Source organism: Constrictibacter sp. MBR-5, from assembly GCF_040549485.1.
Lineage (GTDB): Bacteria > Pseudomonadota > Alphaproteobacteria > JAJUGE01 > JAJUGE01 > Constrictibacter.
This window is the reverse complement of record NZ_JBEPTK010000001.1, coordinates 773,814-797,718: the sequence shown is the minus strand read 5'-3', so window position 1 is coordinate 797,718 and position 23,905 is coordinate 773,814. Positions and strand designations below refer to the sequence as shown.

Below are 23,905 nucleotides of genomic sequence, written 5' to 3'. Positions count from 1 at the left end.
GCCTATGACGAGTCGCGCGCACCGGTGAAGCGCCGTTTCTGGCGGAGCCACAGCCGGCGCGTGCCGACCATCATCGACCGTATCCACCGCTGTGCCGGCGGATAGTCCTCGGCCAGCAGGAGCAGGCCGAGCGGCAGCATCCAGAAGCCGAGGATCGGCAGGAAGCCGAGCACGCCGCCGACGATGAGGAGGACCGCCACCGGAAGGCGGATCCAGCGCGCCCCGGGCTGGCGCATCCTGCGCATGAAGCGGGCCAGCGGCTGCGGCAGTTTCGCTTCGATCTTCTGAATGTCGGAACGGCCGTTTTCCGGCTGCTGCATCGCACGCGCCTGATCTGATTGAAGATACAGATTTCGGAACCCGAAGGTTTCGGCGCCAGCATTTTTATCGGGCGGCGCCGGGGAACCATCGTTGGGACCAACTGTTGGAAAACCCAACACATGACGCGCCGGATGGCGGACCGCGCCGAATACATGTTCGCCGCCAGCGTACCAACGACTTAAGGAGCGTCGTCATGAACTTCGTGATGAACAAGATCAGTACTATCGCTATTATGGCTGCACTCGGCGTCGGATTGGCTGCCTGCGGTTCTTCGACCGGCGATCGCGCCCTCTCCGGCGGCGGTATCGGCGCGGGTGTCGGCGCGGCGACCGGAGCCGTGACGGGCATGGGCGTCGGGACCGGCGCCGCGCTGGGCGGCGCCGCCGGCGCGGCAACCGGCGCACTGACGGACGAGGACGACGTCGATCTGGGCAAGCCGGTCTGGGATTGATCGAAGCGCGCACAGCGGGCCCGTCGCCGAAAGGCGGCGGGCCTTTTCTTCGTCCGGATCACTTCATGCCGATGTCCCGCTTCGCCTTGGCGGTGATGGATTGCCGGATGTTCGCCATCTCCTGCCAGGGGTCCGCCTTCAGGACCTTTAGGCGCTCCCCGATCGTCGCCACGGCGAACCGCTTCGGGTCCAGGTCGGCGGTCAGTTCGGACCAGTCGAGCGGCATCGAGACGGTGGCGCCGGGACGGGAGCGGGTGGACCAGGCGGCGACGGCGGTGGCGCCCCGGTCGTTGCGCAGATAGTCGACGTAGATGCGCCCGGTGCGGCGCGTCTTGGCCATGTTGTCGGTGTATTCGTCGGGAGCGGCGCGGCTGACGGCCGATGCGATCGCCTTGGTGAAGGCCTTGGCCTCGGCCCAGTCGTGCCGGCGCTGGATCGGCACGTAGAGATGCAGGCCCTTGCCGCCCGTCGTCTTCACGAAGCTCTCTAGGCCGAGGTCCCGAAGGAAGCCGCGCATAGCGTGCGCCGCCTCGACCACGCGGCTGAACGGGATCTCGGTATCGGGGTCGAGGTCGAGGATCAGCCGGTCGGGCTTCTCGGGGTCGTCGATGCGCGAGCCCCAGGGGTGGATCTCCAGCGCACCCATCTGCACCAGGGCGACCAGACCCTTCACGTCCTCGATCGCCAGGCTTTCCACGGTCTTGCCCTTCTCCCGCACCTCCACGGCATGGATGTGCTCGGAAAGTCCGCGGGTGGGGTGGCGCTGGTAGAAGCATTCGCTGTCGCTGCCCTCGGGGCAGCGCACGAGGCTGAGCGGCCGGCCCGCGACGTGCGGCAGCATGTAGTCCGCGACCGCGAGATAATATTCGGCGAGGTCGCGCTTGGTCAGGCCCGTGTCCTTGTAGAGCACCTTGTCGGGACTGGTGAGTCGCACGCCGAGATGCTCCAGATCGGGCCCGTCGTCCCCGGCCGATTTCGGGCCGTCGGCGGCTTTCGCCTTGGAAGGGGCCTTCGTCGACGCTTTCGCCGGTCTCGACGAAGGCGTCGGAGCTGCCTGTTCGCGCACCACGGTCCTGGCCTCCTTGTCCTCGCGCAGCCCCTGGAACGAGGCGTGGCGCATGACGCCGCTGCCGGTCCAGGTGCGGAACTCGACCTCGCAGACCAGCTTGGGCTCCGCCCAGCGCGCGCCCTTCGCCGCCACCTTCGGCACGTCGGCGAACGGCATCGTCTTGCGGGTGAGATTCTCCAGCCGCTTGCGCAGGTCGGTGGCGAGGGCGTCGGTCATCCCGGTCCCGACCTTCCCGGCATAGACCAGCCGGTCGCCCTCCCAATAGCCGACGAGCAGGCTTGCCACGGCGCCGGGACGCGCCTCGGAGGGGGTGAAGCCGCCGATCACCATCTCCTGGCGGGACGAGCATTTGCTCTTCACCCAGTCGCGGCCGCGGCCGGGCCGGTAGGGCGCGTCGGCGCGCTTCGAGACGATGCCCTCCAGTTCCATGCTGCAGGCCTGCTGGAAGAAGCGGTCGCCGCTGCCGTCCCAATGGTCGCTGTAGGCGAGGGGAGAGCCCTCGGGCAGGGCGGCGAACAGGCTGCGAAGCGCGGCCTTCCGCTCGACCAGGGGCACCGGGGTCAGGTCGCGGCCGTCGAGGTGCAGCAGGTCGAAGGCCTGGAAGCCCATGCGGTCGGCGGCACCCTCGCTCAGCGCCTCCTGGAGCAGGCGGAAGCTGGAGACCCCCTGATCGTCCAGGACGACCACCTCGCCGTCGATCACGGCATCCTTTGCGGGGAGGGCAGCCAGCGCCGCGGCGAGCGGCTTGAACTTTTGCGTCCAGTCGAGGCCGGAGCGGGTGAGCATCTTGGCCTTGCCGTCATGGACGATCGCCAGCGCCCGGTAGCCGTCGAACTTGATCTCGTGGATCCAGCCGGCACCGCCGGGCGCGCGGTCGACCAGGGTGGCGAGCTGCGGCTTCGGCGCCTTCGGCAGCTTCGCCGGCCGGGCGCCCTCGATCTCGGCGGCCGCCTTGCGGGGCGCCGCGTCCGGCTGGTCGTCGGCTGCGCGGTCGGAATGCCAGACGCGGTCGACGTCGGCGGCGATCGCCTCCATTGTCCGGTCGGATGCGACGCTGGTCATGGCCTCGTCGATCAGCGACGCCCCCGCACCGGGTCTCGCCTCGTCGTCGCGCTCCTTGATCAGCAGCCAGTTGTCGCGCTTCTCCCGGCCCGCCTTGCCGCCCATCCGGACCAGCATCCAGGCGCCCTTCATGCGCGTCCCGTGGAGCTCGAACTTCAGCTTGCCCGCCTGATAGTCCTTGTGCGGATCGCCGAGGGGCTTCCAGGTGCCGCGGTCCCAGAGCATCACCGTGCCGCCGCCATACTGGCCCTGCGGGATGACGCCCTCGAACGTGCCGTAGTCGAGGGGATGGTCCTCCGTATGGACCGCGAGGCGCCGGTCGGCAGGATCGAGGCTGGGTCCCTTGGTCACCGCCCAGCTCTTCAGCACGCCGTCCAGCTCGAGGCGGAAATCGTAGTGCAGGCGGCGGGCGGCGTGCTTCTGGACGACGAAACTGTTTCCCGCGGCGGCCGCGGCCTTCGCGCCTGACGGTTCGCGGGTCTTCTCGAAGTCGCGCTTGCGGCGATATTCCGCGAGGTCGGACGATTCCGCCGGCTTGCGTGCCATCGCCGGACTCGCCTCAGGCGGTCTTGCGCTTGCGCGGCGCGGGTTTCGCCTCGGTCTTCTTCGGCGCCGATTTCGACGACGCGGTCTTCGCCGGCTTTTTCGCGGTCGCCTTTGCCTTGGTCGGCTCGTCCTCGCCCTTCTTCTTCGCGCCGGCCGCCGCTTTCGGTTTCTCCGCCGGCTCCTTGTCGTCGGTCTTCAGGCTGCGCTTCAGGGCGTCCATCAGGTTGACGACATTGCCGGTGCGGCGCGGGGCATCCTCCGGTTCGTCGGCCGGGCGCTTCTCGATCTTGGCCTTCACCAGTTCCTTCAAGGCCGCCTGGTAATGGTCTTCGAAACGATCCGGGTCGAAAGGCGAGGACTTGCGACGGATCAGTTCCTTGGCGAGGTCGAGCTGTTCCTCGTCGGCTTTCAGGTCCTTGATGTCCTGGAAGTACAGGTCGGAATCGCGCACCTCGTCGGCGTAGCGCAGCGTCTCCATCAGCAGTCCCCGCCCGCAGGGGCGGATGGCGGCAATGTTCTCGCGGCCGGCGATGACGATCTGACCGAGACCCACCTTCCTGGCGGCGCGCAGCGCATCGCGCACCACGACGAAAGCCTCGTTGGCGAGGTCGCCGTCGGGTGTCACGAAATAGGGCTTCTCGTAGTAGATCGGGTCGATCTCGTCGGTGTCGACGAACTGGACGACCTCGATCGTCTTCTTCGACTCGACCTTCAGGTCCTCGATTTCCTCCGGCTCGAGCATGACGTAGCGGCCGCGCTCGTACTCGTAGCCCTTCGCGATGTCGCTGCGCTCGACCGGGCCGTGATCCGGCACGATCAGCTGCTGGCGCACCCGCTCGCCGGTCTCCCGGTGAATCTGGTGCAGGGCGATGCGATGGGCGCCGCTGGTCGCCGTATAGAGGCGGACCGGCAGAGACACCAGGGAGAGCCGGAGATGCCCGGTCCAATATGCGCGCGGAGCCATGCGCCTCTAACGTCCGATCCGGATTCGCGTTCCTTCGGCACGGCGACGGCACCCGATTCAGTCGCCATTCAGCCGCCGATGATGGTACCGCCGTTCGGGTGGAGCACCTGCCCGGTCATGTAGGCGGCGTCCTCGCTTGCGAGGAAGACGTAGCTGGGCGCGATCTCGTCCGGCTGCCCCGGGCGGCCGAGGGGGGCGCTCTGCCCGAATTCGCCGACGTGGCCGGCATCGAAGGAACTCGGGATCAGCGGCGTCCAGACGGGCCCCGGTGCCACGGCATTCACGCGGATGCCCTTGTCGGCGAGGTTCGCCGCCATGGAACGGGTGAAGCCGACGATGGCGGCCTTGGTCGACGCATAGTCGATCAGGTGGCCGCTGCCGCGATAGGCGGTGACGGAGGTGGTGTTCACGATGGCGTCGCCGCGGTCGAGATGCAGCAGTGCCGCGCGCGTGACGTAGAACATCGAGAAGACGTTCACGGCGAAGGTGCGGCGCAGCTGTTCGCCGGAGATTGCCGACAGGTCGTCCTGCGGATACTGGACCGCGATGTTGTTGACGAGGATGTCCAGTCCGCCGAGGTCGCGTGCCGCCTCGGCGACCATGGAGGAGCAGAACGCTTCGTCCGAGAGGTCGCCGGGCAGCAGGATGCAGCGCTGGCCCTCCGCCTCGACCAGCCGCTTGGTGCGGGCGGCATCGTCGTGCTCGTCCAGATAGGCCACGGCGACGTCGGCGCCCTCCTTCGCGAAGCCGATGGCGACGGCCCGGCCGATCCCGCTGTCGCCGCCGGTGACGAGGGCGCGCCTGCGGGCGAGCCTGCCGCCGGACTTGTACGCGCGCATCTCGTCCTGCGGCCGCGGCGTCATCGGTGCCTCGCGGCCGGGTTGACGGGGTTGTTCCTGTGGCGGAACGCTCTGCGGTCGGTCGGTCACCCTTCGCCTCGCCGTGCAACGGGACATGCGCACGAGGAAGCGGCCGCACCGGCCTCAGGTTCCTCACCGAGCGTTCGATAGCGGCTCCGCCGGGGATGTCTCCGCAGCAGGCGGTACCCGACCGCGGGAGGCGCGGTCGGGTACCGGTGGAGCGGAACTACGCCCAGTCGATGTCGGAACTCGCAACCTTCGACTTGATCCCGGACAGCAGCACGGAGGAATCGTCGGGGAGCGTCAGCAGGAGGCCTTCGGAAACCACCTTCTGATGCACGGTGGATCCAGCCTTGAAGTCCTCGAAAACCAGCAGGTCCTCCGAACTCCAGTCCTTGATCACATTGTCTCCGCTGCCGGGCCCGAAGACGAACTTGTCCGCACCGGAACCGCCGGCCAGGGTGTCGTTGCCGCCACCGGCGATGATCGTATCCTTCCCGGCACCGAGTTCGATGCGATCGCTCCCTTTTCCGGATCGGACGAAGTCGTTGCCCTTGTTGCCGGTCACATAGTGCTTGCCGCTGTCGGACAGTTCGACCTCGGCACCAGCGGCCGCGAGCTTCACCTGGCCCGATCCGTCGATCACCACTTTCATCTTGCTGGGCAGGTCGGCGGTTTCGAGACTCTCGATCCCCTTGGAACCGACGCGCAGCAACAGCTGGTCGCTGTCGGAGGCGTCGACGAGCTTCGTGTCTATGAAAAGCTTGGGCTTGGACGTTCCAGAGAGGTCGATGACGTCGATGCCTTCGATGCCGCCGAACTTGCGGCTATCGAAGGTGAAAGAGCCGCTCAGAAACTTGATGGTATCCGTCCCGTCGCCGCCAATGATCTTCGAAGAAGAGTTGATATTGCTGATATAGACGTTGAACAGGTCGTCGGCATGCGACCCCATCAGGATCTTCGCGCTGATCGACGACTTTAGAGTCACCCCCGTGTCGCCCTCCGTCGTGAACGCGACCGGCACGTCCTTGACGGCGGTTTTCGCCATACCTTTGAGAACGATCCCATTCGAACTGCCCAGATCGAGGATCAGATCGGATCCGCTCGTCCTGAAGCCGGCATCCGCCAGATTGTCGATGGCGAAGTTGCGCAGTTCGAGAACGTCGCCTTCGGCCCGGTTGAAGCCGTAGATCGTGTCCATGCCATCGCCGGTTTCGAACACGAAACGGTCGGCCCCGGCGCCACCTTCCAGCCTGTCGTCGCCGGCATCGCCGGCGATCACGTCGCGGCCCTTCCCACCCGTGATCGTGTCGTTGCCGTCGCCGCCGGAAAGCCGTGACCCACCGTCGTGGCCGCGCATCCAGTCGTTCAGATCACCGGCTACGGCTTCACGGAAGAAGACTGCATTCTTGTCAAGATCGGTGGGCGGATGGATGAGCTCGCCGCCCTGGCTGACGATCGTCCAGTTCTTGTCGGTGTAGTTGGCAATCGACTTGTCGACGACCACTGTGTTCCCGGCGTCGGGACCGCCATGGAAATTGATGTCGCGATCGGTCAGCTTGACATGGATGTCATTGCCGAATTCCGAGTTCCAGGCACCGAACAGCACGCTGTGCCGCATCTCCAGAGCGGTTATGTTGCTGATCGAGCTGTCCGAGACCTCGTCGAGAATCACGCCGTAACCGTTGCCTTCGCCACCTTTGTTGTGGGCGCCTTCGGTGCGGAGCTGGTCGGCCTTCAGGTCGAGGGCGCGACTGAACCAGATGGCGTTGCTCGGCGCGTCGACGACGCTGATGTCGGAGACGCTCGCTCCGAAGGTGTTCTGGATCTTCAGCGCACCTGCGCTTTCGAACGGCATCTTCGTGTTCGAAAAGTTGTAGGGATCGGCAGCGCCGAGGTCGAACCCGATTTCCAAGCCGTGAATCTTGATGCCTTCGAGCATGTCGAAGGGCGTCACGGTGGCCTTGCCGGAGGCCAGGTCGAAGTTCAGCGGTCGGTCGAGCGTAAGCGTGCTACCGGAAACCTTTTCGACCTGTGCGAGCCCTTCCCGCAACGGATCGGTCCCCTTCCAACTGACCTTCGTATACCCTTCCTTGGAAAAGAATTCCTGATCGTTGGCTTGGCTGTAGTAGACGAAGTCTCCGGCCTTGAACTTGCTCGCGTCCTTTACCGAGATCGCTGTCGCACCGGCTTTGGCATTCGCCGTGAAGGCGACGGCGTTATAGGCCTTGAGATGAACCTGGTCGCCTACGACGATCCCGTTCTTTTCGCTGCCGCCGGCCAGATCGAAGATGATCTTGGTCTGCGAGGAGCCGGCGCCCCGGAGTTCGATGTCCGGCCGGTCGATATAAAGGGTACTGTCGAAGTGAAACTCGCCGGCGCCAAGTTCGATCACCGCCCCAGCGGGCGCATGACGCAAGGAAGCCTGAATCTCGGCTGCGGACGCACCGGCCTCGAACCGGAAATGGCTGGTGTTCTTGTCCGCTTGCGAGAAGATGAAGTCGCTCGCGTCGAGCGCCTTGCTGTCCACGCCGGCGAGTTGGATCTGGACGCCGCCCGCGTCGACGTTCGTGCCGCCGCTGTAACTCTTGATCTTGAGGTCCTTGAAACCGCCGAGACCGAGCGCCGTCAGGTCGACCTTCTCGATGGCGCTGTCGGTGCTGAAGTCCTCGATCAACAGTGACTTCGCGCCGGCTTCAACGACGAAGAGATCGGCGTCGCTGCCGCCGCGCATCGTGTCACCGCCGCGGCCACCGGTCAGCACGTCCGCCCCGCCGCCACCGACGAGGAGATCCGCGCCGCTGCCCCCGACGATGACGTCGTCGCCGGACCCCCCGTAGACCTTCCCGCCGCCGCTCCCGATGGTGACGAGGTTGTCCACGCCGTTGGCGAGGGTGACGCCGTTGCCGCCCTGAACGATCACGTCCGATGCGTCGCCGACACCCGAGGTGTCGAGAAACGCGATCCCCCCATGCTTGATCGTGATCGTTCCTTTGTCGGACTGGTCGACGAACTTTTGATCAATCGTCAGCTTGGACTGCGAACCCGCGGTCACATCAATCGCATCGATGCCGGTGAATAGCGGCAGATCCGCCGTCTTCAAGGTGAATTTGCCGTTGATGATCTTGAATGTGTCGACACCCTCGCCGGCAACCACCTTGTCCTTCGAACTCAGCTTGCTCATCCAGGTGGTGAATACGTCGGCGTCTGCAGTTCCTTTGGCGTAATCCGTCTTGTCCGTGAGTTCGATTTTTTTTCCCGCCACGGTTCGCCCCTTCATCCGGTGGTACTAATCCCCCCCCCTTTCGGCGCCACGGGTAGCTGAAGAATGTTAACGAATGATAAATGCCTCGTCGTGGCCGGGCATCGTGCAAGAAACCGTCAGCATTTTCGGCGGCCCGTAGAGCCAGCGTCACCGCTTAACATAACGGGATATGTATAACTACAGTATATCTGGCGATATCTGGCGCAGTCGTGGCCGGCCTGAGCCTGGGAATGTGCGGTTCACCCAATCGCTGACGCCGCCGATATGCTCGGCCGCCAGCGTCGCGCGTCGTGATGCACTCTCAGAGAGCAAGGGTGCGGAAGCGGTCCAGGTAGGCGGCGCGCGCCCGCTCGGCCGGCCACGCCTCCAGGCGCATGTCGGGCGCGCGGCGGCGATAGGCGAGGACCTTGCGTGCCTCGGCGGGGGCGAAGCCCGCGACCTCGACGGCCTCCAGGAAGGCGGCGGTCTTGTCGGCGCGCTTGATCTCGGCCGCCCAGGCGTCGGGCAGGTCGCCCGGCAGGCCGAAGCGCAGATTGACGGCCCGTCCGACCCCGTGCTCCACGCCCTTGTAGCCGGGGCCCAGCGCCGCCTTGAACGGGGTGATCAGGTCGGAGGTCACATATTCGCTGGCGTCGTGCAGCAGGGTCGCCAGGCGCAGCTTGCGCGGCGCGTCGCGGTTCGCCGCCTCGAGCAGGTCGAGCACGAGGATGGAGTGCTGCGCCACGGTGAAGGCGTGGTCGCCCACCGTCTGGCCGTTCCAGCGCGCGACGCGCGACAGGCCGAGCGCCACGTCCTCGATCTCCACGTCGAGCGGCGAGGGGTCGAGGATGTCGAGCCGCCGGCCGGAAAGCATGCGCTGCCAGGCGCGCGGCGGCTTGTCGGGTGATGTGCTGCTGGAGGCCAAGGCTGGTCCGCGTCTCGGGTCGGGTGGTGTTCGGGCGGCATTGGAGTCCGTGACGGCGGCGGGTTCAAGGCGTTTGCGCGGAAAGTCGGACAGGCTTGCGGCGGCGGCCGGCGAGAAAGACGGCGATGGCGAGCGCCTGGATCGCGGCGGTCGCGGCGAAGACGGCGGTGTCGCCGCCGGCCGGCTCGGAGAGCGCACGCAGCGCCCCGAAGGCGGCCGGTGCGAAGGCGTAGCCGGCCTGGCCGACGGCGACGATCAGTGCCACCACGCGGGCGACGTCGTCCCTGGCGAATTCCACCTGCGCGATCAGCGGCGGCAGCGAGGTGGCGTTGCCGATGCCGAACCCGAACAGGACGATCCCGGCCAGGACGATCATCGGGTCCTGCATGCCCGCCACGAGCAGCAGGACGGAGCCGACAAGCTGGACGAGGTAGCTCGCGGCGGCGACGCGGCGGCGGTCCGCCCCGGCCGGCATGAGCCAGCCGAACGCCGTGCGCCCGGCGATGGCCGTACCGGTGGCGAGACTCATGGCGAGTCCGGCGCCCTGCACGCCGAGGGCCGGCACGATCAGCGAGAACAGGTGGGCGAGCAGCCCGATCTGGGCGAAGAGGCCGAATGCCATGCCGCCGGAGAGCGTCAGGAAGCGCCTGTCGCGCCACGGTCGCAGCGGGAGCGGCGCCGCGATCCGGTGTAGGGCGCCGGCGCCGGCCTTGGCGGCCTCGGTGCCGGGGGGGCGGCCGTCCGGAAACTGCCCCAGGTCGGCGGGCTGGATCGCGAAGACGCGGGCGGCGAGGATGCCGATCACCGCGACCATGGCGATCCCGATCAGCGCCGCCGCGAGCTGGAAGCCCAGCGCCGCGATGCCCGCGACCCAGAGCGGCGCGAACAGGATGCCGCCGACGCTGGCGCCGTTGTAGGCGGCGGAGAGCGCCTTCGGGCGGTCGGCCACGAACCAGGGTGCCACGGTCGCGTTGACCGCGGCGGCACCCATCGTCACCCAGCCGCCGCCGCTGAAGAGGGTCGCGAGGAAGAGCTGCCAGGGCTCCCGGGCGAGCGACCAGCCGAGCACGCCGGAGGCCAGCGCGACCGCTCCGGCCGCGGTCACCCGGGACAGCCCGAAGCGCTTATGGAGTGCCGGCAGGCCTGCGACCACGGCGGCACCGACCAGGAAATGCACGGTGACGGCGGCCGAGACGGTCGGCAGCGACCAGCCCCGCTCGGCGTGCACCGCGTGCAGGAAGATTGGCGGGCCGTAGAAGCCGACGCCCCAGCCGAACGTCGCCATGACGAAGGCGGCGGCGACGACGCGCCAGCCGAAGAAGGGGAGAGGGTGATCGCGCATGGTCATCGAGGAGCCTCCCGCTTCGCATCGGCCCCAGCGGCCGGCGTGGCGTCGACCCTATGGAAGCTGCCGGGCCGGTCGTTTCGATGCGCCCCGAAGCGTCGCCGTCGGCGACCTGCTATGGTGGCGGCCATGAAGGAAGGACCGGACATCGCGGCGCTGGCGACGCTGCTGGGCGACCCCGCGCGGGCGAACATGCTGGCGGCGCTGATGGCGGGGCGGGCGCTGACGGCGGGCGAACTGGCGCGCGAGGCGGGCGTGATGCCGCAGACGGCGAGCAGCCATCTGTCGCGGCTGGTCGAGGCGCGGCTGCTGGTCGTCGAGATCCAGGGCCGGCACCGCTATTTCCGGATCGCCGGGCCGGAGGTGGCGGAGGCGGTCGAGGCGATCATGGGGCTGGCGGCGAACCTGGGCCGGACTCGCACCCGCCCCGGCCCAAAGGACCCCGCGCTGCGGCGCGCCCGCATCTGCTACGACCACCTCGCCGGCGAGATGGGGACGCTGCTCTACGAGGCGCTGGCGGCACAGGGCCTGATCGCCGCGACGGCGGACGGGGTGGGGGTGACGGCGGCGGGACGCGCCCGGTTCGCGGCGGAAGGCATCGACATCGGTGCTCTGGAGGCGAGGCCGCGGCCGGTGTGCCGTGCCTGTCTCGACTGGAGCGAGCGGCGGCATCACCTCGCGGGAAGCCTGGGTGCTGCACTGGCACAGACGATTCTCGCGCGCGGCTGGGCGCGGCGTGAGCCCGACAGCCGGGCCGTCACCTTCACGCCCGACGGCCTCGCCGCGTTCCGTGCGTTCCTCGGACCCGAGGAGGGGGCGCGGCGCGCGGGCTGAGCGGGTGCGTTGTGCGGTGGCTTCGACCTTGCAGCACCGCTATCCTGCGCCCGCCGAAGGGAGATCGATGTGCCAGGCAGGATAGTGACCGTCGCCCAGCGCAAGGGCGGATCGGGCAAGACGACGCTGGCCGCCAATCTGGCGGTGGCGTGGTCCATGGCCGGCCGCAGCGTGGCCGCCATCGACATCGATCCACAGCGCTCGCTCACCCTCTGGAACGAGATCCGCGCCGAGCAGGGCCTCGCCAACGTGCTGTCGGTCGGCAGCGTGCCGGGCTACCGGGTCCGCAACGAGGCGGACGCGCTGGCCAAGCGCTACGACATCGTGCTGATCGACAGCCCACCGCACGACGAGACGGAGGCGCGGATCGCCATCCGCGCCGGGCGGATCGTCGTCGTTCCCGTGCAGCCCAGTCCGATGGACGTCTGGGCCACGAAACAGACTCTGGAACTGGCTGCCGCCGAGGGGACCGCGGCCCTGCTGGTCATGAACCGGGTGCCGCCGCGCGCGAAGCTGACCGAGACGATGCACGCCCGCATCTTCGAACTGGGGGCGCCCATCGCGGCGACGCGGATCGGCAACAGGGTGGTGCTAGCCTCGGCACTGGCGGAGGGGCGGGCGGCGGCCGAGACCGAGCCGCGGGGTGCCGCGGCCCGCGAGATCGCAGCATTGGCGGAAGAAATATTGTCGCGACTCTAGATCAACGAGACGAGGAGGACGGACCACCCATGACGTCGGAAGCCGAAGGCGAAGCCTTTACACTCGCCGCCATCCCGCCGATCGAACCGAAGATCGACCGGTTCCTGTTCTGCCGCCACGGGCAGACGGCGGGCAATTTCAGCCGGATCATCCAGGGACCGGACATCGAGCTGAACGAGACCGGCCGCGCCCAGGCCGAGGCGGCCGGCGAGAAACTGAAGGGGGTGGCGTTCCGCCACATCTTCTGCAGCGACATGCGGCGCGCTCAGGAGACGGGCGAGACCATCGCGCGGCTGACGGGCAAGCCGATCACCTTCATGCCCGACCTGCGCGAGCGCTTCTTCGGCAGCCTGATCGGCACGACCTCGACGACGCTGGACTGGCTCTACGATCCGCCCGAGGGCGAGACGTTCCAGGGCTTCATCGACCGCACCAAGCGCGGCGTGGCGGAGATCGTGTGCGCCGCGGAGACGCACGACGAGCCGCCGCTGATCGTGTCGCACGGCGGCGTGCTGCGCGTGATCGTGGCGGCCCTCGGTGCCATCGTCGACGAGCCGGCCCGGCAGAACGCGACGCCGCTGGAGATCTACCGCGAGCGCCAGGGGTGGCACGTCTCGATCCTCTGATCCCCCGTCAGATCGGTGGGCGGCGCTGTGCGAAGGGGTGCGCCGCTTCGTACTGGGCGCCCAGCCGCAGCAGCAGGCCGTCGCGGCCGAAGCCTCCGACCAGCTGGAAGCCGATCGGCAGGCCGGTCGCCGGATCGGGATCGGCCGGCAGGTTCAGGCCGGGATGGCCGGCGATGTTGACCCAGTTGGTGAACACGGCATGGCCGCGCGGCCCGACAGGGCGGCCGTCGATCTCCGGCGGGAACGGCGTCGCTGCCGGCCAGGGCAGGGCGGCGGCCGAGGGCGTCATCACGACGTCGACCCGCTCGAACAGTTCGGCGGTGTGGCGCCGGAAGGCGGCGATGCGGAGCATCATGTCCAGGTAGCGTGCGGCGCCGGTGGCGCGGCCGGCCTCGGCCATCGGCGGATAGCTCTCCCCGACCTCGGCCTCTCGGCCGGGATGGGCGTCCAGCAGCCAGGCCACCGCCGCCTGGCCGATGACACCCCACAGTTCCGTGAGGCTGTCGACGTCGAACGGCACCGGGCCTTCCTCTACGGCGTGGCCGAGGGCGGCGAAGCGCGCGGCGGCCGCGGCGCAGGCGGCGGCGATCGCGGGATCGACCGGATTGTCGCCGAACCGCGGCACATAGAGGATCCGCAGGGGAGGCGGCGGCGAGAGATCGACGGGCGACAGCGGCGCGGCCCAGCGCGACAGCGGGTCGCGGACGTCCGCGCCCGACATGTGCGCGGTGAGCAGGGCTGCGTCGGCCACCGTGCGGGTCAGCGGACCGATCACCTCGCAATCGAGCAGGATTTGCGGAAGGCTGTCGCAGCGCGCGACGAGGCCGATGCTCGGCTTCAGGCCGACGAGGCCGGTGTGCGAGGCGGGGCGGCGGATCGAGCCGCCGCCGTCGGTGCCGAGCGCCACCGGCCCCATCCCCGATGCCACTGCCGCGACGCCGCCGCCGCTGGAGCCGCCGGGGGTGAGGTCGGTGTTCCAGGGGTTGCGTGTCGGGCCGAAGACGCGGTTGTCGGTGTAGCCCTGGAGCGTGAACTCGGGGACGTTGGTCTTGCCGAGCACCACCATGCCGGCGGCGCGCAGGCGTGCGACGGGCAGTTCGTCCGCTTCGGGCACGTGGTCGCGGTACAGGTTGCTGCCCCAGACGGCGGGCAGGCCGGCGACCAGGATGTTGTCCTTTACCGTCAGGGGGATGCCGTCGAGCGGGCCCAACGGCGCACCGGCGGCATGGCGCGCCGCGCTGGCCGCCGCCGCGGCGCGCGCACCGTCCGCATCGAGGGCGACGATGGCGTTGAGGGCCGGATTGACCGCCTCGATGCGGGCCAGCACGGACTCGACGAGGTCGACGGGGGACAGTTCGCGGCGGGCCAGAAGCGCGGAAGCTTCGGCCGCGGAGAGGCGCCAGGGATCGGCGCTGGAGGTCATGGCGAGCAGTTCCGTCACATGTGCGAGGGCAGCCACGTGGCCAGCCCGGGGAAGGCGATCAGCAGGCCGGTGAACACCAGCATGATCGCGACATAGGGCACGACCCCGCGGATCACGTCGCCGATGGCGCCGCGATCCTGGCGCACGCCCTGGACGACGTAGAGGTTCATGCCGACCGGCGGCGTGATCATGGCGATCTCGCTCATCAGCACGACGAAGATGCCGAACCAGAGCGGATCGATGCCCATGTGGGTCACGATCGGGTAGGCGATCGGAATCGTCGCCACCTGCATCGACAGCACTTCCATGAAGCAGCCGAGGATCAGGTAGAAGACCACCATGGCGAGCAGCAGTTCGGTCGCCGAGATGCCGAGCCCGCCGATCCACTGGGTCATGATCTGCGCCACGCCCAGCAGGCTGAGCGTCACGTTCAGGATGAAGGAGCCGACGATGATCAGGATGATCATGCCGGTCAACTCGGCGGTGCGGATGAAGGCGTGGGCCAGGATCGTCCAGCTGAGGCGGCGGCCGGCGGCGGCGAAGAACAGGGCGGCGACGACGCCGAGGGCGGCCGATTCCGTCGGCGTGGCGATGCCGAAATAGATGCTGCCCATGACGACGCCGAAGATGATCATCGGCGGGATCAGGAAGCGCAGCTGGGCCAGCTTCTCGCGCAGCGGCACGTCCACCTCGACCGGCGTGCCGTGGCTCAGCATGTTCGAGACGAGGATGTAGACCATGAAGGACAGGGTCAGCAGGACGCCCGGCACGATGCCGGCGATGAAGAGCTGGCCGATCGAGTTGTTGGTGATCGAGCCGTAGACCAGCAGCGCCACGCTGGGCGGGATCAGGATGCCGAGCGTGCCGCCGGCGGCGAGGGAGCCGAGGGCCTGCGGCTTCGGGTAGCCGCGCGCGTCGAGGGCCGGCAGGGCCACGGTGCCGATGGTGGCCGCCGTCGCGACCGACGATCCCGAGGTGGCGGCGAACATGGCGCAGGCGCCGATGTTGGTGTGGATCAGGCCGCCCGGCAGCCGGTTCAGCCAGACGGCGAGCGCGCCGTACATGCGGTCGGCGATGCCGCCGCGCAGCAGCAGCTCGCCCATCAGGATGAAGAGCGGGATGGCGGTCAGGATGTTCTCGTTCTGCGCGCCCCAGACGACGGGGCCGGCCGAGGCGATGATCGGCCAGCCGAAGGCCATCATGCCGCCGGCGACGCCGATCAGCACCATGACGACCGCGACCGGCATGCCGAGAACCAGCAGGCCGAGCATGGCGAGGAAGGCGATGGTGACTTCGGTAATGCCCATGATCGTGCCCGCTCAGCGCTGCTTCAGGTCGTCGAGTTCCTCGCGGAGCTCGTCTTCGACGGTGTGGGGGCCGAACTCGCGGTTGACCGCCGCGATGCGGCCGCGCAGCAGCAGGACGGTCGCCCGCAGCGCCATCGCGACGGCGAGCAGGGCGAAGGCGGCGAGGGCGGCGTACCAGGCGCCCTGCGGATAGACGAGCGGCGTCGCCCAGGGCGTCGCGGCGGTGCTGTTGTATTCCATCGTGTCGGCGACGACCGTCCAGCAGACATAGACGAGCAGCAGGCCGAACGCGGCGAGCAGCATGGCGGCGGCCCAGTTGAGGACCGCCTGGACGGCGGCCGGCAGGCGCATGTGCACGAGGTCGATGCGGATGTGCGCGCGGCCGACGAGCGCCACGGAGAAGGCGAGGGCGGAACCGATGGCCAGGGTGTAGCCGCCGAGCTCGTCGGCGCCCTGGAAGGAGAAGTTGAACAGCTTGCGGGTGACGGTCTCGGTCGCGACCAGGAAGGCGAGCCCGACGAGCATCAGCCCGAACAGCACGCCGATCGCGTTGGTGACGCTTTTCATCTGCCTGTCATGCCCGGCGCCCGCGGGCGCCGCTTTAAGGAGGAGCGGCCGTTCACCGGAACGGCCGCGGGAGGGACCGGGAGCGCCGTGACGCTCCCGGAGGGGTCATGCCGTCACTTCATCCCGACGACGTCGCCGATCAGCGACTTCCACTTGTCGCCGCAGCCCGGATAGCTCTGGTCGCAGACGGTGGACCATGCGGGATAGGAGATGGTCGGCACTGCCGACTGCACGAGCTTCAGGTCGGCCTCGGTCACCGGGACCTTCTTCATGTCGAATTTCTTGACGGTGGTGCAGGGATCCTCGCCGACGTTGCAGCGCACCGCGTCGTCGAACAGCTCCTCGGAATAGGTCCAGATCTCCTTGATCAGGCCGTCGAAGGCGCCCTGCAGCTTCGCCTGCTGCTCTGGCGTGAACTTCTTCCAGGTGTCCAGATTGATGCCGTAGGCGTTGAAGGCGACCTGGAAGCCGATCGGCATGAAGTAGGCGGTGACCTCCGGCCAGCCGGCGGAATTGGCCGAGCTGGGGCCGGTGATGGCGCAGTCGACGACGCCGCGCGACAGCGCCTGCTGCACTTCGCCGAAGCCGAGGGGTACGGGCGTGCCGCCGATCGACTCGATAAACTGGGCGAGGCTCTGGTCGTAGACGCGGACCTTCTTGCCCTTCAGGTCGGCGAGGCCGGAGATCTGGGGCTTGCAGAACAGCACCTGCGGGCCGAACGGCCAGAGGCCGAGCAGCTTGGCGTTGAACCGCTCCTGCAGGCGCGCGTCGAAAGCGTCCTTGTAGCGCTCGTAGACCTTCTCGGCGGTGTCGTAGTTCGGGTTCAGGCCGACGAGGTCGGCGCCCAGGAAGAAGGGCTCGTCGCGCGAGACGGCGGCGACGCGCAGCGAGACGATGTCGAACAGGCCCGCCTTCAGGACACGCAGGCCCTCGGCGTCCTTGATGCCGGTGACGTCCATCGGCTTGTAGTCGACGGCGATCGGCAGGCCGGTCGTCGCTTCCAGCTTCTCGAAGAACGGCTGTTCCTTGTTCTTCTGGATGAGGCCGGTGGCGAGCAGGTTGCCGGCGACGTTGAGCTTGATCTTGTCCGCCGCGAGGGCCGGGGCGGCCAGCAGCGCCGTCGAGACGGCGGCGGCGAGGACGGTGCGGAACATGAGGCGGGAGACTCCTTCGAGGGCGTATCGATGCCCCAGTGTAGCAAGCCGTGCGCCATGACTACGATAGAGGCAAAAGGCTGCTCAGCCGACGATCCTCATGACCCGCGGACGGGCTTTTGCACGTCGAGTAGTCGTTTGCCGAAAAGATAGCCGTTCAGGCGGCGGGCGTCGCCGTCAGTAGTCCCACTCCATCTTTAGGCCGACATTGCTGTTGCCGTCCGGGGTGACCTTGCTCTCCACGGACACGTTCGGAAAGATCTCGGCCTCGACCGACACCGCACTGGAGCCGGCGGTCGTGCCCTGTTCGACGCCGACGAAGACGTCCTTGGCGATGTAGCGGCCGGCCTGGATCGTCGGTCCGCCCTCCCCGGTGCCGCCGACGCGCAGCACGTCGACGCCGAGCGCGGACCGCGCGAAGTCCATGATGCCCCCGCCGCCGCCGCTCGTGAGCTGCGCCACGGCGCCGGCCAGCTGGACCGCCTCGAACGCCGTCAGCTGCGCGGTGGTCTTGCCGAACAGGATCAGCGCCAGGACCTCGTCCTGCGGCCGCGGCGGGTTGGAGGTGAACTGGATCTCCGGCGATGCCGCCGTGCCGCCGACCTTGACGATCGCCTGCAGGTCCTCGATCTCCGCCGCCGCGCTCACGTCGAGGTTGGCGACGATCTGGTTGCGGGTGTCCTGGGTGATCCCGATCGAGCTCGGCTGCAGCGTGAAGTCCCGGGTGAGGAAGTCCAGATTGCCGCGCACAGAGTTGATCTCGCCGCGGATGACCGGCTGGCTCGCCGTGCCGCCGATCTTCACCGAGCCGGACCATTCGGAGTCCAGCCCGCGGCCGCGCACGAACACGCGCCGCGGCATCGACACCGCGATGTCGAGCTGCACGTCCGGTGCGTCGACGCTGGGCGTCTGCGGCTCGAGGTCGGGCTCCGGAGGCTTTCGGCCGCCGCCGCGCTCGGTCACCTCCAGATTGACGACGCTAGGGGGGAGGTTGTCGACGAGCCGGATCTCGACGGTGTCCGTGGTGATCGTGCCGGCGGCCCGGGCACTGTCGGGCGTACGGCGGAAGGTGAGGTCGGCATCGATCGCGGCGGTGACGTCGTCGCGTCGGACGACGACCGCATCGTTCGCCTGGAGCCTGACGTCGATGTTCGAGCCGTCGGTCATGGCATAGCCGGAACCGGAGATCCGGCCGCCGGCACCGTCCGTCGCGGAGAGTTCGCTGATGGTGATGCGATCGCCGCGCGCTTCCGCCCGCAGGGAGAGATTGTCGAGCAGGGTGCCGGTCATGAGGTTCTCGTACTCCCCGTCCCGCAGGCTCACCGTGCCGGAGGCGCGCGGTGCGCCGACGGTTCCCGTCACGCCCAGGTCGATGTCGGCACGACCGCGCAACTGGTGCCCGTCGAGCGGCAGCAGCAGGAAGAGCGGCGCGATCTGGCCGTTCCACCGCAGGGAAGCCTGCAGCGGTCCGTCCTGCGGAACGAAGGGCACCATCGCCTGCGCGTCCATGCGCAGCGGCACCGCCGCCGTGATCGCGATGGGCGGTCCGTCGAAGCCGCTGATGCGCGCCGTCGTGTCCAGCGTGCCGTCGCGCCAGTCGGCCTCGATGCGCGCGTCGATCGGCGGCAGCTCGTTCGCACCGCCGTAGCGCACGTCCGTGAAGTCGAACGCGGCGGTGCCGCGCGGCGCGGCGGCCGAGCCGGACAGGCTGACACGGCCCGAGACCCGGCCCTGCACGTCGGTATCGGGGGAGGCGAGGCGGGCGAGCGCCAGCGGCAGGGCGTTTACCTGCAGGGTGCCCTCGAATCGGTCGGCCCGCATCGTCGCATCGGCGGTGAGCGAGCCTGAGGCGAGGGCGAGGTTCAGGTCGTCGACTTCGATGCCGCCCGGTGCCGCGACGATGCGTGCGGGCCGACGCAGGCGCAGGCGCTCGTTGCGCAGCGTCCCCGTCAGCCGGTCGAGCCGGACGGTCGCGGCGCCCTCCGCATATCCCGCGTTGCCGGCGGCCTCGATGCGGAAGGGCACGGTCGCCTCGCCGTTGGTGGCGAGTTCGAAGTCGGCGCCCGACTGCGCGCCGCGGGCACGCAGGGTCAGGCGGTCGACCCTGCTGCCGCCGGCGTTCAGCCCGGACAGTGTCAGCGTCATGTTGCCCCGGGGCGTCTCCGCCAGAACCGCCTTGGCCTCCAGATCGACGCTGGCGACCTGCAGCGGCTCGCCGCCGCCCTGGAGCCGGAAACGCGACAGTTCGACGTCGGCGTCGGCCGCCTGCGCGCCGTTCTCGCCCGAAAGCTCGATCGAGAGGTTCAAGGCGCCCGATCCGTCCATGCCGCCGAGGGCGAGCAGCGGCGCGATGTCCTGGAAGCGGCCGGCGATGGTGCCCTGTGCCGGCGCGCCGTTCAGCGGTGCGGTCACCTGGCCCGCCAGGCTGCCGCCCGGCGCGCCGATCCTGAGATTGTCCAGCCTCACCGCGGTGTCGCTCTTGGCGAAGTCGGTCGCGAGGGTCACGGCGCCTTGGGGCGGCGCCGCGCGGAAGGAGAGGCTGCCCTTCGCGGCGCCCGCGACGTCCTCGGCACGCACCTCCGCACGCACCGCGCCCAGCCCCTGCCCGGCGACGCCGACGTCCTTGCCGTCGAGCGTGGCGACGACCGTCGGACTGGCGACGGGACCGGTCGCGCGGCCGGTCAGTTCCGCCGTACCGGCGAGGTCGGTGCCGGTGATGGGGGTCAGCGCCGCCAGTTGCGGCACGGCGACCCGATAGCCGATGTCGAGCGTGTCGAACGCCGACGCGATCGTGCCTTCGACCTTCACCTCGGCCGCCGCCGTGGCCAGCGTCGCGTCGACGCGATGGTTGCTGTCGGCGGCCGTCTGCACCTTCGCCTGCAGGGTTGCGGTTTCGCCCGCGAGCGCCGCGGCCGCCGGGACCGTCGGCAGCTGGAGGTTTCGCACGGTGCCGTCGACCGTGGCGTCGACCGACTGCCCGCCGGCGGCCACCGTCGCATCGACCGTCACCTGCGCCGCACCGGCGACCGGCATGCCGGCGAGCACCGACAGGGGCGCTAGGCTGGGCGCGTCGAGCGCCAGCTTCGCCTCGAGGCCGAGGGGTTCGAGCGTTGCGACGGCCGATCCCTCAGCCTTGGCCAGCGCGTGGGACAGCGCCAGCCGCTCGATGGTGACCCGGCTCGCCTCCATGTCGGCCGTGCCGGCGACGTTGAGGAACATCGGACCGGCAGCCTCGGGCGCCTGGGCGGGAACCAGCCGGGTCGCGAGCGCCACGGCGCGGAAGGAGACGGCGAGGCCGTCGCTCAGCGGCTTCTGCGGCTCCGCCTCGATCGTGGCGGTCAGGCCCGCGACCGTCGCGGCGGGAAGCGTCACCCGCCCCGCCTCGGCCTCCAGATGAAGGCGCGGACGATCGAAGCTGCCGGTGACGTGAGCCTGCAGGGCGACCTCTTCGGCCGACACCTCCGGCGCATAGAGCGCGATCAGTTCGGGCTGCTTCAGCCCGACGCCGACCTGCATGTCCAGCGTCCCGGCGTCGAGGACCGCCGTTCCCTCGGCCGTCAGGGAGACCGCATCGGACGCGGCCGACAGGCGCTGCAGCGTCACCGTCTGGCCTGCGAGGGCGGCTGCGAGATCGATTCCGAAGCCGCCCGAAACGGCCGCGCGATGCGGTTCCGGCACCAACGGGGCGACACGCGCCTTGCCGGTCAGGGCGAAGCCGATGTTCTCGGGGGAATAGGCGACGCGATATTCGAGATCGGCGCCCAGGTCGTCGCCCATGGCGGCGGTCAGCGTACCGGCGACCTGCTCGATCGGACCGCCGCCGGTGAGGCGAACGGTGACCGGCGGCAGGCCGGGCACGGCCAGCGTGCGGGCGATCAGGCCGCCCTCCGGTTCGGTCAGCACCGCTTCCAGGTCGATGGTCCGGTCACCGGGCTCCATCGTGGCGTTCAGCACGAGCTTGCCGGCGCTGCCGTCGGTGCGTTCCACGACCAGGTCGGTGCGGATCTCGCCGGCCTCGGCCGCCGCCAGCTGGCCTTCGGCGCGCAGCGTCACCGGCATCCCCGCCACCGGCTCGTCGAGGCGGACGCCGTCGACCTTGAGCCGGCGGACGACGATGTCGACGGGCACCGAGGGCAGCGTGAAATCGGTCGGCTGTTCCTCGGCCGGCGGCGGGCCGCCGGCGGGAAGGCGGCGCACATGCGCCCCGTCCACGTCGATCAGGTCGACCGCGACCCGGCCGGCGAACAGCGCCAGCGGGTCCCAGTTCAGGCGCGCGCGCTCCAGCGTGAGCCATACGCCGTCGGCATCGGCGATCTGAAGATCGCGCACGCCGATGCTGCCGGGCAGGGGGCCGTCGATGGCGCCGATGCGCAGCTCCATCTGGCCGGGCGTCGAGGCGGCGTCGCTGATCGTCGCGGCCAGCCAGTCGCGTCCGGCCTCGGTGCGGAGCACGGCGAAGACCGCGAGCACGGCGACGACGACGAGCGCGAGGAACCCGCCCAGCGTGTAGAGGATGACGCGTACGGCTTTGCGCATACCGATCAGAAGGCCTGTCCGATGCTCACGTAGAACTGGAAGAAATCGTCGGAATCGCGGCCGTTCAGCGGGAAGGCCACGTCGAGTCGGATCGGCCCCAGCGCCGTGTAGTAGCGCCCGCCCAGGCCGGCGGCCCAGAGCAGGTCGCTGAAATTGGTCGGATAGGGGTCGTCGAAGACGGAGCCGCCGTCGATGAAGGGGACGATGCCGATGCTCTCGGTGATCTTGATGCGCATCTCGGCGCCGATCTCGATCAGCGAGCGGCCGCCCACCGGATCGTCGTCGTCGTCGAGCGGACCCGCGGCCTGGAACGCGTAGCCGCGCACCGAGCCGCCGCCGCCGGCGTAGAAGCGCTTGGTCGCGGGGATGTCCTCGGTGCCGGCGCCGACGAGGCTGCCCAGCTTGGCGCGGCCGGCGGCGACGAAGCGGCCCTCCTCGTCGATGCGGTAATAGCTCGAGCCGCCGATCGTCGCGGCCAGGAAGGCGAGGTCGCGCTCGCCGGTCCCGACATAGGGCGTCACGGTGAAGGCGAGCCTGGAGCCGCGGGTCGGGTCGAGCAGGCTGTCCGTGGTATCGCGCGCGAGGCTGGCGGGCAGGCTGGCGAGCAGGAACTTCTCCTTCTCGCCGTCGTCGTCGATGATCGAGTATTCGAGGCCGGTCGCCACCGTGCCCGTCCAGACGCCGCCCCACTTCCGGCTGGCGCCGATCGAGCTGTTGATCGTCATCTCGTCATAGGCGTCGTAGGTCGTCCGCTTCGCCTCGGCGTCGGCGAGCAGATCCTGGTCGAGCCGCCGCCAGTTCGGCTTGCGGAAGGAGGCCGCCACCCCCTGTTCCAGCTCAGCGACGGTGCCGGTGAAGCGGAGCTTCTCGTTGCGGCCGGAGAGGTTGCGGTGCTCCCAATACACCTCGGCCGCGGCGCCCTCGGACGATCCATAGGTCAGGCTGCCGCCGATCGTCCGCGGCGCGCGTTCGCTCAGCCGCACCGTCAGCGGCAGCTGCCCGTCCGGGCCGGCCTCGTCCGCGCGATCGATGGCGACGCTCTCGAACAGGCCGGTGCCGGCGAGGCGCGTGCGCGCCGTCTCGACCTGGCGCTGGTCCCAGGTCGAGCCCCTGCGCAGGTCGACGAGGCGCTGGACATAGCCCTCCTCTGTGCGGTTCAGTCCCTGGACCTTGACCTGGCCGTAGCTCGCCCGGGTGCCCGGATCGATCTTCAGGGTGACCAGCAACGCCTTCTTGTCGTGGTCGACGATGGCCTCGCGGTCGGTGACCTCTGCGAGCGGGTAGCCGGTCTCGCCGAGCCGCGTGAGCAGTCGCGCCTGGGCGTCCACCACCTTGGACGACTCCGCCGGCGTGCCCAGTTCGATTCCGATGTCCGCCGGTTCCTTCGGCACGCCGTCCGGCGCGCCTCCCTTGTAGTCCAGGGCGTAGCGGTCCAGCCGGTACTGCGGGCCCGGCGTCACGTCGATGTCGATGTCGACGGGCCTCGCCTTGTCGTCGATGTCGATGGCGATCTTCGACGCGTAGTACCCGCGCGAGCGCAGCACGCGCTCGAAGGTCGCGACGTCGCCCTCGGCGCGCGCGCGCAGACGGGCCATGGTGAGGGGCGGATTGTCCTTCAGGGTGATCAACTCGGCGGACTCCCGCAGGAGCCCGTCCAGATCGCCTTCCACGCCGTCGATGTCCACGTCGTACGGGATTGCCCGTCCCGCGGGCTCCTGGACCGAGGCGGCGGCCGACGGGGGCGGTTCGTCGGCACCGGTGCTGCAGCCGGAGACGACGAGGGACGAGACGGCAACGGCCCGGGCGACCGAGATCCACCTTCCCCGTACCGTGCCCGGTTCCAGGTCCGGCGCGTTTCCGGCTCCGCCGGCCTTTCTCATGCAACCACCTCGTCTCACCTTCAACTTGCGACTTCCCGTAGGATCGCCGGAGACGAGAATCTGCCGGACCGTTCCCGGGGGCAACACCACAT

The 23,905-nt window shown here is 69.2% G+C and carries 17 protein-coding genes; 4 read left to right on the top strand and 13 right to left on the bottom strand.

The annotated features are described in order from the left end of the window. Positions 1-2: 2 nt before the first annotated feature. Positions 3-320, bottom strand: coding sequence for a hypothetical protein (locus tag ABIE65_RS03835; protein WP_354075616.1), 318 nt, complete (start codon positions 318-320; stop codon positions 3-5). A gap of 194 nt (positions 321-514) precedes the next feature. Between ABIE65_RS03835 and ABIE65_RS03830 the strand changes: the two genes are divergently transcribed. Beyond that, positions 515-772 carry a YMGG-like glycine zipper-containing protein gene (locus ABIE65_RS03830; RefSeq protein ID WP_354075615.1) on the top strand — a complete coding sequence of 86 codons (258 nt, stop codon included), beginning with the start codon at positions 515-517 and terminating at the stop codon, positions 770-772. A gap of 58 nt (positions 773-830) precedes the next feature. Here the strand turns inward: ABIE65_RS03830 and ligD are convergent, their stop codons facing one another. The 6 genes from ligD to ABIE65_RS03800 form a co-directional block, all read right to left on the bottom strand. Further along, complete coding sequence (ligD, locus tag ABIE65_RS03825) at positions 831-3,449, bottom strand: DNA ligase D (RefSeq protein ID WP_354075614.1); 2,619 nt, start codon at positions 3,447-3,449, stop codon at positions 831-833. A gap of 13 nt (positions 3,450-3,462) precedes the next feature. After that, positions 3,463-4,413, bottom strand: a complete 951-nt coding sequence (gene ku / locus ABIE65_RS03820) for a non-homologous end joining protein Ku (RefSeq protein WP_354075613.1) — start codon at positions 4,411-4,413, stop codon at positions 3,463-3,465. Positions 4,414-4,481: 68 nt separating this feature from the next. After that, positions 4,482-5,369: an SDR family oxidoreductase gene (locus ABIE65_RS03815; protein ID WP_354075708.1), complete on the bottom strand. Its 888-nt coding sequence runs from the start codon at positions 5,367-5,369 to the stop codon at positions 4,482-4,484. Between the two features lie 130 nt (positions 5,370-5,499). Continuing rightward, positions 5,500-8,553 (bottom strand): calcium-binding protein, encoded by a 3,054-nt coding sequence (locus ABIE65_RS03810; protein ID WP_354075612.1) that lies wholly within the window; start codon positions 8,551-8,553, stop codon positions 5,500-5,502. 286 nt (positions 8,554-8,839) lie between these two features. Next, positions 8,840-9,442, bottom strand: coding sequence for a YfbR-like 5'-deoxynucleotidase (locus ABIE65_RS03805; RefSeq protein WP_354075611.1), 603 nt, complete (start codon positions 9,440-9,442; stop codon positions 8,840-8,842). Between the two features lie 64 nt (positions 9,443-9,506). Further along, positions 9,507-10,790, bottom strand: coding sequence for an MFS transporter (locus tag ABIE65_RS03800; RefSeq protein WP_354075610.1), 1,284 nt, complete (start codon positions 10,788-10,790; stop codon positions 9,507-9,509). 126 nt (positions 10,791-10,916) lie between these two features. Here ABIE65_RS03800 and ABIE65_RS03795 point away from each other — a divergent pair, with 126 nt between their 5' ends. The 3 genes from ABIE65_RS03795 (at position 10,917) to ABIE65_RS03785 (ending at position 12,946) form a co-directional block, all read left to right on the top strand. Next, entirely contained in the window at positions 10,917-11,621 is a 705-nt protein-coding gene (locus ABIE65_RS03795; RefSeq protein ID WP_354075608.1) for an ArsR/SmtB family transcription factor, read from the top strand. A gap of 69 nt (positions 11,622-11,690) precedes the next feature. Further along, complete coding sequence (gene parA / locus ABIE65_RS03790) at positions 11,691-12,320, top strand: ParA family partition ATPase (RefSeq protein ID WP_354075607.1); 630 nt, start codon at positions 11,691-11,693, stop codon at positions 12,318-12,320. A gap of 29 nt (positions 12,321-12,349) precedes the next feature. Next, positions 12,350-12,946: a histidine phosphatase family protein gene (locus ABIE65_RS03785; protein ID WP_354075606.1), complete on the top strand. Its 597-nt coding sequence runs from the start codon at positions 12,350-12,352 to the stop codon at positions 12,944-12,946. Positions 12,947-12,953: 7 nt separating this feature from the next. Here ABIE65_RS03785 and ABIE65_RS03780 read toward each other — a convergent pair whose 3' ends face one another. The 6 genes from ABIE65_RS03780 to ABIE65_RS03755 form a co-directional block, all read right to left on the bottom strand. Next, positions 12,954-14,405: an amidase gene (locus ABIE65_RS03780; protein WP_354075604.1), complete on the bottom strand. Its 1,452-nt coding sequence runs from the start codon at positions 14,403-14,405 to the stop codon at positions 12,954-12,956. Further along, positions 14,384-15,676, bottom strand: coding sequence for a TRAP transporter large permease (locus tag ABIE65_RS03775; RefSeq protein WP_354075602.1), 1,293 nt, complete (start codon positions 15,674-15,676; stop codon positions 14,384-14,386). Before ABIE65_RS03775 ends, ABIE65_RS03780 begins: the two co-directional genes overlap by 22 nt. A 12-nt stretch (positions 15,677-15,688) precedes the next feature. Beyond that, positions 15,689-16,243: a TRAP transporter small permease subunit gene (locus tag ABIE65_RS03770; protein WP_354075601.1), complete on the bottom strand. Its 555-nt coding sequence runs from the start codon at positions 16,241-16,243 to the stop codon at positions 15,689-15,691. A 113-nt stretch (positions 16,244-16,356) separates the two neighbouring features. After that, positions 16,357-17,397 (bottom strand): TRAP transporter substrate-binding protein, encoded by a 1,041-nt coding sequence (locus tag ABIE65_RS03765; RefSeq protein WP_354075599.1) that lies wholly within the window; start codon positions 17,395-17,397, stop codon positions 16,357-16,359. A gap of 177 nt (positions 17,398-17,574) precedes the next feature. Continuing rightward, the gene (locus ABIE65_RS03760; RefSeq protein WP_354075598.1) at positions 17,575-21,933 is read right to left on the bottom strand and encodes a translocation/assembly module TamB domain-containing protein; all 4,359 of its coding nucleotides are present in this window, start codon (positions 21,931-21,933) and stop codon (positions 17,575-17,577) included. 5 nt (positions 21,934-21,938) lie between these two features. Then, positions 21,939-23,813 (bottom strand): autotransporter assembly complex protein TamA, encoded by a 1,875-nt coding sequence (locus tag ABIE65_RS03755; RefSeq protein WP_354075596.1) that lies wholly within the window; start codon positions 23,811-23,813, stop codon positions 21,939-21,941. Between the last annotated feature and the right edge of the window lie 92 nt (positions 23,814-23,905).

Coding starts and splice junctions, on each gene's coding strand:
- ABIE65_RS03835 (WP_354075616.1), bottom strand. CDS start 320: ATGCAGCAGCCGGAAAACGGCCGTTCCGACATTCAGAAGATCGAAGCG.
- ABIE65_RS03830 (WP_354075615.1), top strand. CDS start 515: ATGAACTTCGTGATGAACAAGATCAGTACTATCGCTATTATGGCTGCA.
- ligD (WP_354075614.1), bottom strand. CDS start 3,449: ATGGCACGCAAGCCGGCGGAATCGTCCGACCTCGCGGAATATCGCCGC.
- ku (WP_354075613.1), bottom strand. CDS start 4,413: ATGGCTCCGCGCGCATATTGGACCGGGCATCTCCGGCTCTCCCTGGTG.
- ABIE65_RS03815 (WP_354075708.1), bottom strand. CDS start 5,369: ATGTCCCGTTGCACGGCGAGGCGAAGGGTGACCGACCGACCGCAGAGC.
- ABIE65_RS03810 (WP_354075612.1), bottom strand. CDS start 8,553: ATGAAGGGGCGAACCGTGGCGGGAAAAAAAATCGAACTCACGGACAAG.
- ABIE65_RS03800 (WP_354075610.1), bottom strand. CDS start 10,790: ATGACCATGCGCGATCACCCTCTCCCCTTCTTCGGCTGGCGCGTCGTC.
- ABIE65_RS03795 (WP_354075608.1), top strand. CDS start 10,917: ATGAAGGAAGGACCGGACATCGCGGCGCTGGCGACGCTGCTGGGCGAC.
- ABIE65_RS03785 (WP_354075606.1), top strand. CDS start 12,350: ATGACGTCGGAAGCCGAAGGCGAAGCCTTTACACTCGCCGCCATCCCG.
- ABIE65_RS03775 (WP_354075602.1), bottom strand. CDS start 15,676: ATGGGCATTACCGAAGTCACCATCGCCTTCCTCGCCATGCTCGGCCTG.
- ABIE65_RS03770 (WP_354075601.1), bottom strand. CDS start 16,243: ATGAAAAGCGTCACCAACGCGATCGGCGTGCTGTTCGGGCTGATGCTC.
- ABIE65_RS03765 (WP_354075599.1), bottom strand. CDS start 17,397: ATGTTCCGCACCGTCCTCGCCGCCGCCGTCTCGACGGCGCTGCTGGCC.
- ABIE65_RS03760 (WP_354075598.1), bottom strand. CDS start 21,933: ATGCGCAAAGCCGTACGCGTCATCCTCTACACGCTGGGCGGGTTCCTC.
- ABIE65_RS03755 (WP_354075596.1), bottom strand. CDS start 23,813: ATGAGAAAGGCCGGCGGAGCCGGAAACGCGCCGGACCTGGAACCGGGC.